The sequence below is a fragment of the Bradyrhizobium sp. CB2312 genome, assembly GCF_029714425.1.
GTDB lineage: Bacteria > Pseudomonadota > Alphaproteobacteria > Rhizobiales > Xanthobacteraceae > Bradyrhizobium.
Window position 1 is genome coordinate 2,824,623 of the sequence record NZ_CP121668.1, and the last position, 15,138, is coordinate 2,839,760.

General features: G+C 60.2%; 14 protein-coding genes and 1 pseudogene. 11 read left to right on the plus strand and 4 right to left on the minus strand.

Translation table 11 applies throughout. The features are described from left to right. Positions 1-10: 10 nt before the first annotated feature. The 5 genes from istA to QA642_RS13425 all read left to right on the plus strand — a co-directional run bounded on the left by istA (position 11) and on the right by QA642_RS13425 (position 4,598). Complete coding sequence (gene istA, locus QA642_RS13405) at positions 11-1,309, plus strand: IS21 family transposase (protein ID WP_283085078.1); 1,299 nt, start codon at positions 11-13, stop codon at positions 1,307-1,309. Then, entirely contained in the window at positions 1,309-2,106 is a 798-nt protein-coding gene (gene istB, locus QA642_RS13410) for an IS21-like element helper ATPase IstB (protein ID WP_283085079.1), read from the plus strand. The genes istA and istB overlap by 1 nt, the downstream gene beginning before the upstream one ends. A 644-nt stretch (positions 2,107-2,750) precedes the next feature. After that, on the plus strand, positions 2,751-3,296 hold the full coding sequence (locus QA642_RS13415; RefSeq protein ID WP_283085080.1) for a sigma-70 family RNA polymerase sigma factor: 546 nt from the start codon (positions 2,751-2,753) through the stop codon (positions 3,294-3,296). Next, on the plus strand, positions 3,293-3,940 hold the full coding sequence (locus QA642_RS13420) for a ChrR family anti-sigma-E factor (RefSeq protein ID WP_283085081.1): 648 nt from the start codon (positions 3,293-3,295) through the stop codon (positions 3,938-3,940). The genes QA642_RS13415 and QA642_RS13420 overlap by 4 nt, the downstream gene beginning before the upstream one ends. A gap of 79 nt (positions 3,941-4,019) precedes the next feature. After that, the gene (locus QA642_RS13425) at positions 4,020-4,598 is read left to right on the plus strand and encodes a sigma-70 family RNA polymerase sigma factor (RefSeq protein ID WP_283085082.1); all 579 of its coding nucleotides are present in this window, start codon (positions 4,020-4,022) and stop codon (positions 4,596-4,598) included. A 373-nt stretch (positions 4,599-4,971) separates the two neighbouring features. Here the strand turns inward: QA642_RS13425 and QA642_RS13430 are convergent, their stop codons facing one another. The 3 genes from QA642_RS13430 to QA642_RS13440 form a co-directional block, all read right to left on the minus strand. Next, positions 4,972-5,442, minus strand: coding sequence for a TspO/MBR family protein (locus QA642_RS13430; RefSeq protein WP_283085083.1), 471 nt, complete (start codon positions 5,440-5,442; stop codon positions 4,972-4,974). Between the two features lie 26 nt (positions 5,443-5,468). Continuing rightward, positions 5,469-5,870 carry a DUF2177 family protein gene (locus QA642_RS13435; RefSeq protein ID WP_283085084.1) on the minus strand — a complete coding sequence of 134 codons (402 nt, stop codon included), beginning with the start codon at positions 5,868-5,870 and terminating at the stop codon, positions 5,469-5,471. A gap of 148 nt (positions 5,871-6,018) precedes the next feature. Continuing rightward, positions 6,019-6,825: a DUF1295 domain-containing protein gene (locus QA642_RS13440; RefSeq protein ID WP_283085085.1), complete on the minus strand. Its 807-nt coding sequence runs from the start codon at positions 6,823-6,825 to the stop codon at positions 6,019-6,021. Positions 6,826-7,054: 229 nt separating this feature from the next. Here QA642_RS13440 and QA642_RS13445 point away from each other — a divergent pair, with 229 nt between their 5' ends. The 5 genes and pseudogenes from QA642_RS13445 (at position 7,055) to QA642_RS13465 (ending at position 11,476) form a co-directional block, all read left to right on the plus strand. Next, entirely contained in the window at positions 7,055-8,368 is a 1,314-nt protein-coding gene (locus tag QA642_RS13445) for an FAD-dependent oxidoreductase (protein WP_283085086.1), read from the plus strand. Positions 8,369-8,373: 5 nt separating this feature from the next. Further along, entirely contained in the window at positions 8,374-9,162 is a 789-nt protein-coding gene (locus QA642_RS13450) for a DUF1365 domain-containing protein (protein WP_283085087.1), read from the plus strand. A gap of 4 nt (positions 9,163-9,166) precedes the next feature. Further along, the gene (locus QA642_RS13455) at positions 9,167-10,384 is read left to right on the plus strand and encodes a cyclopropane-fatty-acyl-phospholipid synthase family protein (protein WP_283085088.1); all 1,218 of its coding nucleotides are present in this window, start codon (positions 9,167-9,169) and stop codon (positions 10,382-10,384) included. A gap of 188 nt (positions 10,385-10,572) precedes the next feature. After that, positions 10,573-10,818: pseudogene (locus QA642_RS13460) on the plus strand (IS110 family transposase); the annotation flags it as partial. Between the two features lie 442 nt (positions 10,819-11,260). Further along, positions 11,261-11,476: a hypothetical protein gene (locus QA642_RS13465; protein ID WP_283085089.1), complete on the plus strand. Its 216-nt coding sequence runs from the start codon at positions 11,261-11,263 to the stop codon at positions 11,474-11,476. A 1,946-nt stretch (positions 11,477-13,422) separates the two neighbouring features. Here the strand turns inward: QA642_RS13465 and QA642_RS13475 are convergent. Then, a complete protein-coding gene (locus QA642_RS13475) occupies positions 13,423-14,022 on the minus strand; it encodes a CopD family protein (protein WP_283085090.1) in 600 nt (199 codons plus the stop codon). A 237-nt stretch (positions 14,023-14,259) separates the two neighbouring features. On the opposite strand from QA642_RS13475, the gene QA642_RS13480 reads away from it, so the two are divergent. Beyond that, positions 14,260-15,078, plus strand: coding sequence for an alpha/beta fold hydrolase (locus tag QA642_RS13480; protein WP_283085091.1), 819 nt, complete (start codon positions 14,260-14,262; stop codon positions 15,076-15,078). The last annotated feature ends 60 nt before the right edge of the window (positions 15,079-15,138 follow it).

The window sequence follows — 15,138 nt, forward strand, 5'->3', positions numbered from 1 at the left end:
CGGGGGTTTTATGCAGCGACTCAGTTCAGGTCCTCTGCGGTTCAAAGATCCGCGGAGGGAGGCCATGCTGGAGCCGGACGAGGTTTCGGCGATACTCCGGCTCAACGAGCTGGGGTGGGGTAGTAAACGGATTGCCCGGGAGCTCGGGATTAGCCGCAACACGGTGAAGGACTACGTGGCGGCCGGCGGCTGGACGCCGTATCGGCAGCCGCACCGCAAAAAGGCACTCGATGGCCAGGAGATCTGGCTCAAGGAGCGCCTACGGCAGCACCACGGCAATGCCGACGTGATCCGCCAGGAGCTGGCAGCCGAGAAAGGCATCATCGTCAGCCTGCGCACGGTCGAGCGGGCCGTCCAGCGCTATCGCCAGGAGCTTGCGGCCGAGGCGCGTGCGACGGTGCGGTTCGAGACACCGCCCGGCAAACAGCTGCAGATCGATTTTGGCGAGCGGCTGGTCGAGATCGGCGGTAGCAAGGTTCGCGCCTACCTGTTCGTCGCCACGTTGGGCTACTCGCGCCGGCACCATGTCAGGGCATTCCGCAACGAACGGCAAGAGAGCTGGTTCGATGGCTTGGAAAGCTCCTTCGTGAAGTTTGGCGGCGTGCCCGAGGAGGTGCTGTTCGACAATGCGCGTGCGCTGGTCGTGGAACACGATGCCGCGACGCGCACCGTCGTGTTTAATGACAAGCTGACCGCGTTTGCCAAGCACTGGGGCTTCCGGCCACGGGCCTGCGCGCCATATCGAGCCCGCACCAAGGGCAAGACCGAGAATGGCGTCGGCTACGTCAAGCGGAATGCGGTCGCCGGCCGCACCTTCCCGAGCTGGGAGGCCTTTGAGGCGCACCTTGAGGCTTGGACGCGGGAGATCGCCGACCTACGCCAGCATGGCACGACGGGCGAAGTACCGATTGAGCGCTTCAGGCGCGCTGAGGCGCCTGCGCTGAAGCCCATCGCCGGGAGGCCGCCCTTCCAGGTCGCACGTGAACTGATCCGTCGCGTGCAGGCCGACTGCGCGGTCGAGATCGATGGCAATGCCTACTCTGTGCCATGGCGGCTGATCGGCGAGACGGTGAGAGCGACGATCGCCGATGGCGTGGTGTGCATCCACCACGGGATCCATGAGGTGGCCGCTCATCCGATCTGTGTCGGCCGTCGCCGTCGCGTCGTCGACCCTAAACACTTTGAGGGCCTGACTGGCTTTAAACCGAGTCGTGCTGGCGATCTCGCGTTATCGCCTGTCGCGCCGCCGTCGCCGACGCTGCTGCGGCCGCTCGGCGAGTACGAAGCGATTGTGGGAGGGGGCTTCTGATGCGAGCCATTGTCCCCGACCGCCTTAGCGATATGCTGACGCGCCTGAAGCTGACGGCTGTCCGCGACCAGCTGGATGGGCTGTTGGATGAGGCCGGCCGGCAAGAGCTGAGCCTACGCGAGACCCTGGTGCTGCTGTGCGAGCGCGAGATCGCCCGCAAGGATGAGCGGCGCGTCGAGATGACGTTCAAACTTGCTCGCTTCCCGTTCGTTCGCGATCTGTCGGGCTTCGACTTCTCGGCCCAGCCCTCGCTGGACCCCAAGCAGATACGCGAGCTTGCGAGCGCCCGCTGGATTGCCAATGGCGAGAACGTGCTGCTGCTTGGGCCACCTGGCGTTGGCAAGACGCATCTTGCGGTCGCTCTTGGTCGCGAAGCGATCCTGGCTGGGCATTCCGTTCAGTTCGTCGCAGCCACGACTGTCGTTGCGCAGCTTGCTAAAGGTCACGGCGAAGGGCGGCTCGAGGAGCGACTCGCGCAATTTGCCAAGCCAAAGCTCTTGATCATCGACGAGCTCGGGTATCTGCCCTTTGAACCCAATGCCGCGCATCTGTTCTTCCAGCTCGTTAGCCGTCGCTATGAGAGAGGCGCGATCCTGCTGACCAGCAACCGCAGTGTCGGCGAGTGGGGCTCGGTCTTCAGCGACCCCGTGGTTGCCACCGCGATCCTTGATCGTCTGCTGCACCACAGTCACGTCATCACGATCCGCGGCGACAGCTATCGCTTGAAGGAGAAGCGCCGCAGCGGACTGCTGCAGAAGCCCGCTGCACCAGAAGCCAAATCGGAGAAGAAGTCGTGAAGCAAGCCGCTCGCTCGCTACAGCGCTATGACGGGCGCGCTTCGCGAGCGGCTTGCTACAGTCCTGCAAACAACAAGGGGGTCACTTCCTCATGTCGCTGCGGGGTCAAATCCGGACGTCGCTTGACAAACGTAACCTTCGTCTCGTTCGCCATCGATGTTTCGCCGACGGGTGTCCCCTGGGAATGAATGCGTCTCTCGGTGGGAAGAACGCGGGCACTATAGTCTGCGAGTCCATTGACCAAGGCGGCGATAAGCCCCTTTCGTCTTTCTCCAACTCAGAAGGAAAGGTAACGAGCGAGACAGTCGCGAGCGCTGGGAAGTACGAGGTCTGGTTATGAACGCCACGGTATAATCATTAGGGCCGTTCCGATGGGGATCAACTTCGCCGCCGCCTCGATTTACCGGCCAAACTAGGGGCACAACGTTTCCATTTGCCGGGGAACGAGCAGTTAGCCCAGCCGTTTCGGCAAGAAGTGATCCGCGGCTCTCGCTCATACGTTTTAAGTGGGAGAAGCCGCTTGTCGAGCAACTATGGTCGCTGCTATCCGAGCTTTAACTGTGCCAATCCCGGCCAAGGCCAGTGCGCCACGCGGGGGTGTCGCGCGGCTGTCGACCGGTGTGAGCAAAGGGCCGAAGGCGAAGGTGAACTGGGCTGATTTGATCGGACGCGTCGCCTCTTCCGGTGACAGAGAGGCATTCAACCGTCTCTTTGAGCATTTCTCGCCTCGCATCAAGGGATTGATGTTGAAGGCCGGGTGCAGTTCCGACGAGGCCGAGGAGATCGCGCAAAGCACCCTGATCGCCGTTTGGCGCAAGGCGAGCCAGTTCGATCCGTCGACGGTCGGGGCCGCGGCCTGGATATTCACGATTGCACGTAACCTGCGGATTGATTTGTTCCGCAGCAAGGCGCGGGCAGACCGCGTGCGGGGCGTTGCCGAGCTGCCGGACACGCCGGATCCCGCCGAACCGGTCGACGCCGTCATTTCACGCGTTCAAGACGCTGCCCGGATCACGTCAGCTGTCGGGAGGCTGTCGGCGGAGCAATCCAGGGTAGTGACGCTGTCGTTCATCGAGGAGAGGCCGCATCCTGAAATTGCAAGCCTGCTCGGAATTCCGCTCGGAACGGTGAAGTCGCGGATCAGACTGGCGATGAACCGCCTGAGAGAGCTATTGGACGAAGAAGCATGACCATCAACCATCATCCTCCGGAAGATCTTTTGGCCGACTTTGCCGCCGGCAGGTTGGAAGAGGCCTATCACCTGGTCGTGGGGGTGCATGTGGCAGAATGCGCCCGGTGCGCCCGGTTCGTGCGCGCGATAGAGCAGCTCGCGGGCTTGGCACTCGAGGATGTCGAGCCGGTGCCGATGGCAGCCGATGCGTTCGAGCGCGTGTTGGCTCGGATCGACGTCGCGCCTGGACCGAGAGCTGCGCCGTCTTCGGCCGACACGTTCGGGATGGTGCGAGATGTTCCACCGGCGCTGCGAGACTACCGGGTTGGCAAATCCAGGCGCGTTGCGCCAGGTCTCAGCATGCGGCCGATCGAGCTTTCCGGCTCGGGCAAGGCGCGGGCCTTCTTGCTGCGGTCGGCGCCGGGCACGCGCATGCTGGAACACACTCACACCGGCACCGAGTTGACGCTCGTGCTCGAAGGCAGCTTCAGCCACGAAGGCGGTCGTTTTGGCCCCGGCGATTTCGACTATGGTGATGACGAGGTTGATCATCGTCCGATTGTTGGCGACGAAGGCCCATGTCTCTGCCTGGTTGCGATGACCGGTGATCTGCGCATGAATGGTCTGCTTGGTCGGCTGATCGGGCTCTTCGTGCGGCTTTGATCCTCTTCACTGCTCTCCAGGCCGGTGATCCGAACGTGAGCCCGAAGCGTTTCAATGCCAAACGCAAGGGAGACGGGACATGGCCTCCTCACGTCCGGGAAGACAGGGACAGAGCGACAGATTGCCCGAACTGCTCGCGCGTGTGTCAGGCGGCGACGCACGAGCTTTCTCGACGCTGCACACACTGACGCGAGGCAGGTTGCGCAGGACGGCGCTCGCTGTTGGAGCACCGTCTCACGACATCGAAGACATCCTGCAAGAGACCTATCTGAAGATCTGGCGCAACGCCTGCCGGTTCGACGTCGATCGCGCTCCAGCGATGGCATGGATGTCCGCGATCGTCCGCAATACCGCAATCGATCATCTGCGGGTCAAAAGACTGCCGACTGATGAATTCGACGAGGCGCTATCGATTGCGGCAAGTGAAGACCCGATCGATGACCTCGATTATGCCCGCACCGAACCCATTGCCTTTGGCGCATTGGCGCGGTTGCCGGAAGATCGCCGGAAGCTGGTGGCGCTCGCCTATCTTGAGGGCGAGAGCCGAGCGAGTCTGTCACGACGCTTCGGCGTGCCCGTGGGAACGATAAAGACCTGGTTGCACCGGGCTATCCTGACTGTGCGCAAGGACTGCCTCGCTGCATCCGGTGCGGCCTGAACGTGAGGGAGCACCGGCCTTGACCGCGGATATCATCGAATTTCCCATGCGCAGGCACGACGACCGCCTGGTGCTTGCGGTCATCAGGCTCGAAGAGATCGTGCGAGAGGTCGAGCGTATTGCGGTCGAGCAGCCTGCGGATGGTCTGCATCGCCTACTGACTGTGATGGAGCACCTGGGAGACGGGCTGGTCGAATCATCATCGCTGTTGCTGGACGACGATGCAAACGGCCGAGTTCAGTCCGCATTCACGTCATTGTCAGAAAAAATCGCGATAACCAGAGAGGCAATGGGTAAGCTTGGGAACGCACGCATTCCTGACTCGCTCCGTGATGCGCCCATTGCCCACGGCATCTGCAATCGGGCTGCAATGCTAGTTGAGCAAAAGCAACGAGAGATTCAGCGACATCGCAAACGCAACCCAGCCGGCGTAGGGAAGGAAAAGCGCCGCCGCCAGCCGGTCTGCGGGCCATTGCCGCCAGACAAATGCGACGATAGCGACGAATAACGCTACGATCACGCCGAGTGCAATGTCCATGCGATGAAGCGAAAAGAAAATGGGCGACCAGACGAAGTTCAGGACCATCTGAACGGTCCATAACCTAATCGCGGCGCCGCGCGGCTCCGCCTCGAAGGTGCGATATCCAGCTACGGCAATGAGCAGGAACAGCACGGTCCAAACCGGAGCGAACACCGCATCCGGCGGATTGAAGGACGGCTTGTTCAGGGCTGCATACCAAGCCCCTGGCCGGTTGAGCACGCCGATCAGAAGCCCCGCGGCGGGAACGAAACAGAGGAACGCGCCACCGCGATACCATTTCCAGCTCTTGCGGGCTTGGTCCATCGGCCGTTCGGTTCCGCCGCGCATGATCAGGGCGCCATTCGTTGAGCGACGACAAAGCCGGCCCAGGCGCTCACACCGGCGAGAAACGACCCCCAGCCGATGTCTGCCACCGACAACCCGGTCGACCAGTTTCGTAGCGTTGCTTGATTGGTCAGATCGTAAGTCGAATAGGTGAAGCATCCGAGCAGCGCACCCGAGGCAAATGCGCGCAGCGCACCGCCTTCGTGCTGCGCGGGTAGCACCGCGAACCAGATCAACCCGGCGGGATACGCCAGGTAGAACAGCGCGGCGGCGGCTAGATTGGGCTCGGACCGCAACATATCACCCAGCACCGGTCGATAGAGCCTTTCCACCATGCTCTTGAGCCAGATCATGTCGAGCCCAACGAAGGTCACCGTGACAGTGAGATATGGGAAGACGATATTCATGTCCGCTTCCACTTCCACCCGTGGGTCGCCAGCTTCGAGATCTGGACGGAAGCTTAACGAGCTGAAAGCCGTATCGGATCACATCCGCCTACTCATGCGCTTTTGCGGCCCGCGACGCAGCCCAAATCACGGCGCATAGGGAGCCCGATCATTGCAGCGGCTGTTTGGGCGGCCACGGAAAGAATGCGTTGGTTCTCGCCTGATACTCTCGATAGCGTTCACCACGCGATCGCAGCATCTGCTCCTCGAGCGGGGGTATGCCGGTCACCTTCACGAGTATCCAGTACATGATGGCTGGCGCCGAGAGGCTGGCCCAGCCCCATAGGTACTGCGGCGACAACGCGATGACCGGGTAAGCCAACCATGCGAGCCATTCGAAGAAGTAATTCGGGTGGCGCGACCAGCGCCACATTCCCGCATCGCAAACGAGGCTGTGGTTGGAGCGCGAAAGCTTGAACCGCCGCAATTGCTCGTCAGCGATCGCCTCGCCGGTGACTGCCGCAAGCATGACGACAGCGCCGGCATAGTCCTGCAGCCCTAGGCCGGGGTCCGGAGCGTGTGCGGCGAGAAAGACCGAAAACGGCAGCGGGACCGACGCTTGAGCCTGCGACTGCAGGAAAAAGAACATCCGACGGGGAGCGTCGGAGCCCCATTCGCGTGCATAGTTCGCATAACGCGGATCGTCGACACCTGCGGCGGCGCGACGCGCAATGTGCGTTCCAAGTCTTGCCGCCCAGCAAAACACCAGCCCTGCCACAAGGGCCCGGCGAGCCGACGAACTGTCTTCGAGAGGCCATAGGGCGGCAACAGCGCCAACGAACCCAACCGAATAGCACCAGATTGCGTCAACCCAACCGGAATTGCCAGTGCGCTGTTGCACCTCCCAAGCGAGCGCCATCAATGCCGAAAGAGCCAGGGCAATGCCGGTTATGGCCTGCAGATTCAGGAAAAGCATCCATTCACCGGGGCTGTTTTCATCGGTACGTCCGCCGTATGCGCCGGTTTCAGAATCAAAGCTCGCATGCGCGAGGTGATCCAGGCCGCCTCGGCGAGCGTTCCTATGCGCCGCCTGCAAAAGGAATGCGAATTGGTGGCTTCGAGCCGGGCGGAAGGGCTTTGCCCGTAGAATCGGACATTTCTCGCTGTCGGTGGCCGGCAGTATCGCAAAATGGGGCAGTTGAAAGATGCGCTTAGCAGTGATTGGGACGGGGATTGCAGGCAATGCTGCGGCCTGGCTCCTTTCGAAGCGCTACGCTGTGACCGTCTACGAGCGTGAGCTGCGACCTGGCGGGCACAGTCATACCGTTCGGATCGACTATGATGGCGAGGCCATAGACGTTGACGTCGGCTTCATCGTGTTCAATGAGCTGAACTACCCCGAGCTATCATCTCTGTTCACGCATCTGGGGGTGAAGACGGTCGAGACGTGCATGAGCTTTGCGATGTCCGCTGATCAAGGCCGCTTTGAATGGCGCGGGGGCGGCGAGGGGATTCTGCAGACTGCCTGCGGACTGTTCGCTCAACCGAGCAACCTGGCGTCGCCGTCATACTTTCGAATGCTGGCCGACGTCCTGCGATTCAACAAGGAGAGCGTGGCCGACTTGCGCGCTGGCCGGCTGGACAAGATGACGCTCGGCGAGTATCTGCAAAAGGGGTCATTCGGTGCGGGCCTGTTCTCTAATTATCTCGGACCAATGGGGGCAGCCATCTGGTCGTCCTCGGCGGCGGCTATTCTCTCATTTCCTGCGGAGAACTTCATCACCTTCTTCGACAATCATAGACTCCTGCACCTGGATCGCCCACGCTGGCGCACCGTGGAGGGTGGCAGCCGATGCTATGTCGACAAGCTCACCGCTATTTTCAAGGATAGTATTCGCCTCGGCCGTGCAGTGACTTCCATCACCCGAGAGGAGCAGGGCGTGACCATCCGCGACAGTCACGGCGATGTGGAGAGCTATGATGCCGTTGTGATGGCCTGCCACAGCGATCAGGCACTGGCGATGCTATCAGATGCCGACGCGCAAGAGCGGTCAATACTAGGCGCCATAAGATACAGCCCGAACGCAGTCTATCTGCACCGCGATCACAATCTTATGCCCAAACGTCGTCAGGCATGGGCATCATGGAACTTCCTGCAGTGGCGGCGACAAACGCTTGTCGAGAACGACGCGGCCGTGACCTATTGGATGAACCGCCTGCAGGGTATTGACGATCGCAAGCCGCTATTCGTCAGCCTCAACCCGCCGCGCGAGCCAGCCCCCGACCTGACGTTTGCAAAATTCAGCTTCGCTCACCCTCTCTACCATTTAGCCGCATTCGCAGCCCAGCGGCGGCTTCCTGCGATTCAAGGTCGTCGCCGAACATGGTTCTGTGGTGCGTGGACGGGCTACGGCTTCCATGAAGACGGTCTGAGGTCCGGCATCCGAGTGGCTGAGGCTATGGGCTGTGCGCCGCCTTGGCGTCAGTCCACCTCGTTGCTGGCGCAAGCAGCCGAGTAAATGCGATGTTCGGGTCGAGACCGCCCAGAGGGAATGATCAGGTCGCACCGGTCGTGCTCTATCGCGGAAAGGTGATGCACGCGCGATGGCAACCTGTGCAGCACAGATTCACCTACGAGGTGATGAGCCTTCTCATCGACCTGGACCGACTGGACGATGCGGATCGACAGTCGCGCTTGTTCGGAGTCAATCGAGCAGCAATCTTCAGCTTCCACGAACGCGACCATGGAAACCGTGCTGGCGCAAAACTGAGCCAGTACGCGCGGAAATTGGCGGTCGAGCGCGGCATCGACTTGTCGGGTGGCCGGGTTCTTCTTCTGTGTTATCCGCGGCTCCTGGGCTACGTGTTCAACCCGCTCTCGATTTACTTCTGCTATCGCGCCTCCGGCGAGCTCGCGCTGTTGATTTATGAGGTGCGAAACACCTTCGGAGAGATGCATTCCTACGTTCTGCCGGTGCTAAAGGCGGCCGGTGCAAGGGCGATCCGGCAAACTCAGGCCAAGGAGTTCTACGTCTCGCCTTTCATGGAAATGAGGATGCAATACCGCTTCAGCATCTCTCCGCCGGCGCGTCATGTGCGGGTCAGAATCCTTCAGACGAACGAACAGGGTGCGATCTTTGCGGCCGCCTTTATCGGACGACGGCGTCGGCTGACCGGCCCTCGACTTGTTGCGGCATTCTTTGGTCTGCCCCTTGTCACCGTTAAGGTAATGATCGCCATCCATTGGGAGGCGTTATGGCTTTGGATCAAAGGTGTTCCGTACGTGACTAGGATGAAACAGGGCGGAATTTGAGATCATGGAGGTCGTAGCCAATCACCAGACTGCCCGATTCGACGATCTGCCGTTCCTCGCCCGGCTCACGCTGCGGCTTGCATCGCGACTCAGGTTCGGTAGCGTGCACGTGCGCCTTCCGGACCACAGGACCACGGTCTTGCGAGGGGTGGAATCAGGCCCGTCGGCCACGATCCAGATCAACGATTATGCGTTTGCCCGTAGTCTGATCCTGGGCGGCGACATCGGTATGGCTGAAGCCTATGTCAGGGGCGACTGGACGACGCCCGATCTCACCCAGCTTCTTTATGTGTTCTGTCTCAACGACGACCTCATCGACAGCGTCTTTACGGGTAACATGCTTGTCCGGCTCTGCCGCAGGATGCTTCACCGACTACGCCACAACACGCGAGAAGGGTCACGGCAAAATATCCGTGCGCATTATGATCTCGGTAACGAGTTCTTCGCTGCATGGCTGGATCGAAGCATGACCTACTCGTCGGCTCTGTTCTCATGCGGGACCGCCGACCTCGCCGCCGCGCAACGGAACAAATACGAGCAACTAGCAAAAGACATCGATTTGCAGGCCGGCCAGACCGTCCTCGAGATCGGATGCGGTTGGGGCGGCTTCGCCGAGTTTGCCGCGAAAACTTGCGGCGTCAGCATATTGGCACTTACCATCAGCAAAGAGCAGCACGAATTTGCGCGCCGGCGGATTCACGAAGCCGGGCTTGCCGAAAAGGTCGAAGTCCGGCTGCAGGATTATCGCGATCAAACAGGTCAATTCGACCGCATTGCCTCGATCGAAATGTTCGAAGCTGTTGGCGAGCAGTTCTGGCCCGCATACTTTGATCAGCTGCATCAAAGGCTCAAGCCGGGCGGGCTGGCAGGTATCCAGACCATCACCGTCCAGGACGAACTCTTCGACAGCTACCGGCGCCGCGTGGACTTCATACAGCGGTACATTTTTCCAGGTGGCATGCTGCCTTCGGCCGCTATCCTGCGCTCGCTCGGCGAACGTTTCGAGATTCCTATGAGGCATGAGCGCGTCTTTGGACAAGATTATGCGAAGACGATTGCAATCTGGCGAGCAAATTTCGGTCTGGCCTGGGCTGACCTGACCTCGCTCGGGTTCGACGAGCAATTCCGACGACTTTGGGAATACTATTTGTCTTACTGTGAGGCGGGGTTCAGGGCTGGAAAGATCGACGTCCGCCAATTGGTCTATGCGCGTCGAGGCTAGAACCTCACGGGCGGTTGATAGCTGTTCTTAGCGATAGTGTTGGCTCACTTTGCGCGGCAATTCTTATCGCTAGCGGATCATCACTCGAGGGAGAGATGGGTTGATTTGTGGACGGCTCCTCCACCGGGACGAGAGTTCCAAGGTATGGGCGCCGTTCTTGCGGCTCCCACGATTCGGAGGAGCAGCCTATGCAGTCAATTTCGACGGTCGGTCTGGATGTTGCGAAGTCGGTCTTTCAAGTGCACGGCGTCGATGCAGCCGGCCAAGTGGTCATACGCCGTCAGCTCAAACGCCGTTTCGTGCTGTCATTCTTTGAGAAGTTGCCGCCGTGCTTAGTGGGGATCGAGGCTTGCGCGTCATCCCATTATTGGTCCGGTGAGTTGCAGGCATTGGGGCATACAGTTCGATTGATGCCTCCGGCCTATGTGAAGCCGTGCGGTGGATTGTGATTTAAAGCTGGCCATTTTCTGAACCTTGTTCCGCACGACATGGGCGCGCTAAGGGTCATTCGCGTCGATTTGGCAAGATCATCACGGCCTCCGGCCTACCCCATTTAGCCGACATTCTCAGGATGGCCCGAGCATGTCTCGCAAGGGCCAATTCCGAACTCGAACGGGCCTGACCCTCATGAGCGAACTGCGCCGGAGTGTTGTGGTGCATGTTCTGGGCAAATGTAACACAGACGCCTAAGCGCTTCGCAGCCGCAATGGATGTGGCCAGTCTCTTTACCGATCCGAACCGCCACTGGAACTCAACTGTGCACCCGAGAGTTCTATTCGCTTAGGGCGGAAGGAAGCGGAAACCTGTGAGGCAAGCCATAGACAAACTTGGTCCCTACCAGTCACTTGCGCTGTTAGCCGCTGTCTGGTTGAGCCTTTGAAGCTCATCGCTGTAGCGGTGGCGGGCGAGGGCCACTGGATCACCGGCACAGCCATGATCATCTCAGCGTATGCCGCCAGCCTGCTCATTGTGGAACGACTGTTCGCGGCGGTGAAGCCAAAGCTGCTGAAGCTTCACTGGTTTGCGGAGCTGTGGGCTTGGCTCATACGATACAAGCTCGCACGTCCGTTTCGGAGCACGTCTGCTTCGTAACGCCTATGTCATTTTTTACGCGCATGACCACGTCGAGCACTGGTGAGGAAAGAGCCGTTAGCGTCCTCCGTGAATTGCACGCTGCCGAGGACGAGTTGATCGGTAAGACTGTCGTCATGAGTGAAGGCTAAGCTGGAACCATTGATCATGTCTATCTCGACGACGTGCACGGACTTCGCATTTCAATAATCCGGCATGACAGTGAATGGCCGATTTTAACCGTCAAGCTCATCCAGAACTGATGGCTGGAGCACCAACTTCACCGACAACGGCCCACGTTGTTTGCGTCGCTAAGGGGGGCACAAGCAGGCATTATGCGGCCCCGCTTAGAGCCAAGGAGGCGAAAAGAGTCGAAGTGGCGCGTTTCGAAGGGCTGCTCGCGCCTCTTGAGCGCGCCGGAGACAATCCAAGGGAAGCGCCAGAGTCCAGTCGAAGCCGTTGCGGCTGACGATACGGCTGTCTTGCTCACTTACACACGCGGGCGCAGATGCACCTAACGCTTTGCCGGCCTACGGCGGAATGGACGCATGATGTCGGTGGTCGTGAAGCTGGTCTCGAACCCGTTTGGCAGCAACGGCATCTCATTGTCGGGACCGACCTTGTTGCAGACGGGCAGGGCGCAACCGCGCCGCCGCGGCCGCAGGCCTCGGTCCTTCACGGGCGCTCAGGGTGGTTCTCGCAAACCCAGTGCGTGCCGTCGCCGCGACCGATCGCATGGGTGACGACGTGTGATGATGCCGGCGCAATCAACGCCGCGCCGTTGAAATGCGATCGGACGCGTGTGCCGGGTGAGCCTCGAACGTTTTTCATCCTTCATGCCACAGCCATTCCGGAATCTTCATCTGCTGCGTCGTGTGGAGAAAGGCGACGCTTTGCGGCGTTTCCTTTCTACTGCGTCGTCGCTCGCCGAAATTGGCGAACGATTCTGGTGACCCCGCAAAAGTGGTGCGACTTGTTCGCCAGATCGTGTGCCGTTAAGACGGGCCTGGCTTGGAAGCGTCGGCGCTCTTCCTTGCGTGCTGACGAGCCGTCGATTGGACCGGCCCCTTCCGCTGTTGGCACTACGGCGGGGAAAGAAGACTTCCGGAAACAAGCAGACGTTCGGTAACCTCTTCTCTGTGGATTGCGCGCGCAAACTTTTAGATTTGCAGCTTTCAGTCGTGCGCACCCAAATCGAAAGGGCTTCTCTGTATTGGGGAGAGAGGCCGATCGATGACCCAGTTCAATTCTGTTTTGGTCGCGGTTGCTCTGGCGCTTACTGCCTACTTTGGCGTAGCCGCTTGGAAAGCCACTGCAGATGATCGCCGCGATCGGACTTCATAGGATGGAACTACCTGCGGCGCTAACGCAACAGTAGCGGAGTAACGTGCATCGGCCATCATTTGTGAGCAGTCAGGGTATCTCAGCCCGGCTAGGATCACAGCGATAGCTAGACGGAAACCGATCTTACCTATCGATGTTTTGCTGATAGTTGCGATCAACGTTGTCGTCGCGGTTTTGGTCTATTACTTGATCGTACTTTGGGGATTTATGGAGGGCTGAGGCAACAATCGGACAGCCGGGTGAGCCTGCGAACCTCATCGAGACTGGCTCACGTGTAGCGCCTTCGCCTCGTCCCAAGGCGCGCGCATCCAGAAATCGCAAGCCTCGACAGCGCGGTGAGAAAGTATTGAGGGTGCCGTTTGTGGCAGCTCCAAGACACTGTTCCGCTCAGCTCTCGAAAGCGGAAAGCGCGGCGCCAAAAGCGGAAGTCAGCTAAGGGCCAAATGCGAAGAACTCAGAGCGAGCAAATCCAGTCCTCTTAGCCGCAAGCAGCGGGCCTCCGCCAGATGAGGCGCAACTTCGCTGATGGGCCAAAACCCGACATGTTCTATATAAATGGTTAGGTCGAGACCAGATGGACGGCGGGATGCATCAGCCGAGCATTCCGACAATGGCGAGGATCGTCAGTCCGAGCGCGATCTCGATAACGCTGTTGCGCGTGAGTTGCCGGAGTGAGTCCGACTGCACTCTGGTGGCGGCAGGGCGAGCCGCGGCATCAGGTAGAATCGGTTAATCGCGGCAACTGCGAGCATGGCGGCGAATATGCCGAGCTTGAGCATCAACACCCGGCCATATTCGGTTGTAAACAGCCCACGAAACGAGCCGACCAGGATCCAGGCGTTGACAATGCCGGTGACGAAAAGCGTGGCCACGCTGACCATGCCCAAGATCGAAAAGCGTTCGGCCGCATCGCCCGCAACCGGTGCCCAGGCGGTCGCCTGATTCCGGGCTGCAGCGAAGAAAAGGACCAGCGACACGAGACCACCGATCCAGGCCGCGGCGGCGATCAAATGCAGTGCATCTGCAGCGAGATGCACGTCGCCGATTGCCCCAAGGGTCGAGCCGGCATGGCCGGTCCAGGCAAGACTGGCGGCGAGGCCGAGCCCCGCCGCGAGCGCAAGCCACTCCGCGAGTGCCGCGCGATCAAACGCGAGGCAGGCCGCCAGAGCGACTGCCAGGCCAGCGCGGACCTCCATGAGTCGCCCGAACTGGGTTTCGTTCAATACCGTTTGCACTCGCGCGTTAACTGCTTTCCATCGCGCTGCCACTGCGAGGTTAAGGCGGCCACTCGGCGAATGCTCGGGTGCAGGTCTGCTATGGGTCCACTCGCGGACGTTGTCCTGAGCGCCGCAAGAGGTCGGCTATGGGCCAATTACAGACCTTGGCAGCGAACAGATGCGCGGATAACCTTTAGGTTGCAGTCCTCTGGCAGCCGATCCTTTGAACAACAGGAATTTGTCATGACGAATAGTGGAATTACTCGCCGCCGCATGCTTCGCAGCGCAACAGCCGGCGGTCTTGCGGCAGCAACGACCTCCAGCGTGGCCGGTGTCGCCCGCGCGCAACCGGCGCGAAAGACTTTCGTCCTCGTCAGCGGGGCGTTTTGCGGCGGCTGGATATGGCGCCGTGTCACGGACCGGCTCGAACAAGGCGGTCACAAGGTATTTGCTCCGTCACTCACGGGTTTGGCTGATCGCTCGCATTTGCTGAGCAAGGACGTCAATCTGGACACCCACATCGCCGACGTCGTCAACCTGGTCAAATGGGAAAGTCTCGAGAACGTCTGCCTCGTGGCGTGGTCCCTTGCAGGTTATGTAGGTTCCGGCGCGCTCGAAAGCATCGGCGACCGCGTCTCGTCAGCTGTGTGGCTTGATGCCTTCATTCCAGCCGACGGACAAAGGGCCGCAGACACCGCAGCCGAGCCGGTTCGCAAAGGCATACAAGCGGCCATCGAAAAGGGCGAGGCTGGTGTTCGTGGGTCGGCGAAGTATCCGCCTGCTGTCGTTGCCGAACGCGATCGCGCGTTCGCCGAGTCCAAAGTGACTCCGCAGCCAGTCGGCACCTATCTTCAGCCGATCAAGGTTACCGGGGCACTCCAAAAGGTGGCGAAGAAGACATATATCCGTCTCCCCAAATTTTCACTGCCGCCCCTTGATAAGGCGCTGGCAGACTGCAAGAGCGAGAAGTCCTGGGCCACGTTCGAACTGCCTGATGTCGGGCACATGGCCATGCTCGATGCACCAGATCGTCTGAGCGAGTTGATACTGCAAGCCGCTTGAGATCGACCCATAGTGTAAGGTGCTGACACTGCACCGAAGTGCGTTGCCGCGCATGGGAGG

Coding starts and splice junctions, on each gene's coding strand:
- QA642_RS13435 (WP_283085084.1), bottom strand. CDS start 5,870: ATGAATATCGTCTTCCCATATCTCACTGTCACGGTGACCTTCGTTGGG.
- QA642_RS13425 (WP_283085082.1), top strand. CDS start 4,020: ATGGCCTCCTCACGTCCGGGAAGACAGGGACAGAGCGACAGATTGCCC.
- QA642_RS13420 (WP_283085081.1), top strand. CDS start 3,293: ATGACCATCAACCATCATCCTCCGGAAGATCTTTTGGCCGACTTTGCC.
- QA642_RS13430 (WP_283085083.1), bottom strand. CDS start 5,442: ATGGACCAAGCCCGCAAGAGCTGGAAATGGTATCGCGGTGGCGCGTTC.
- istB (WP_283085079.1), top strand. CDS start 1,309: ATGCGAGCCATTGTCCCCGACCGCCTTAGCGATATGCTGACGCGCCTG.
- QA642_RS13480 (WP_283085091.1), top strand. CDS start 14,260: ATGACGAATAGTGGAATTACTCGCCGCCGCATGCTTCGCAGCGCAACA.
- QA642_RS13455 (WP_283085088.1), top strand. CDS start 9,167: ATGGAGGTCGTAGCCAATCACCAGACTGCCCGATTCGACGATCTGCCG.
- QA642_RS13445 (WP_283085086.1), top strand. CDS start 7,055: ATGCGCTTAGCAGTGATTGGGACGGGGATTGCAGGCAATGCTGCGGCC.
- QA642_RS13440 (WP_283085085.1), bottom strand. CDS start 6,825: ATGCTTTTCCTGAATCTGCAGGCCATAACCGGCATTGCCCTGGCTCTT.
- istA (WP_283085078.1), top strand. CDS start 11: ATGCAGCGACTCAGTTCAGGTCCTCTGCGGTTCAAAGATCCGCGGAGG.
- QA642_RS13450 (WP_283085087.1), top strand. CDS start 8,374: ATGTTCGGGTCGAGACCGCCCAGAGGGAATGATCAGGTCGCACCGGTC.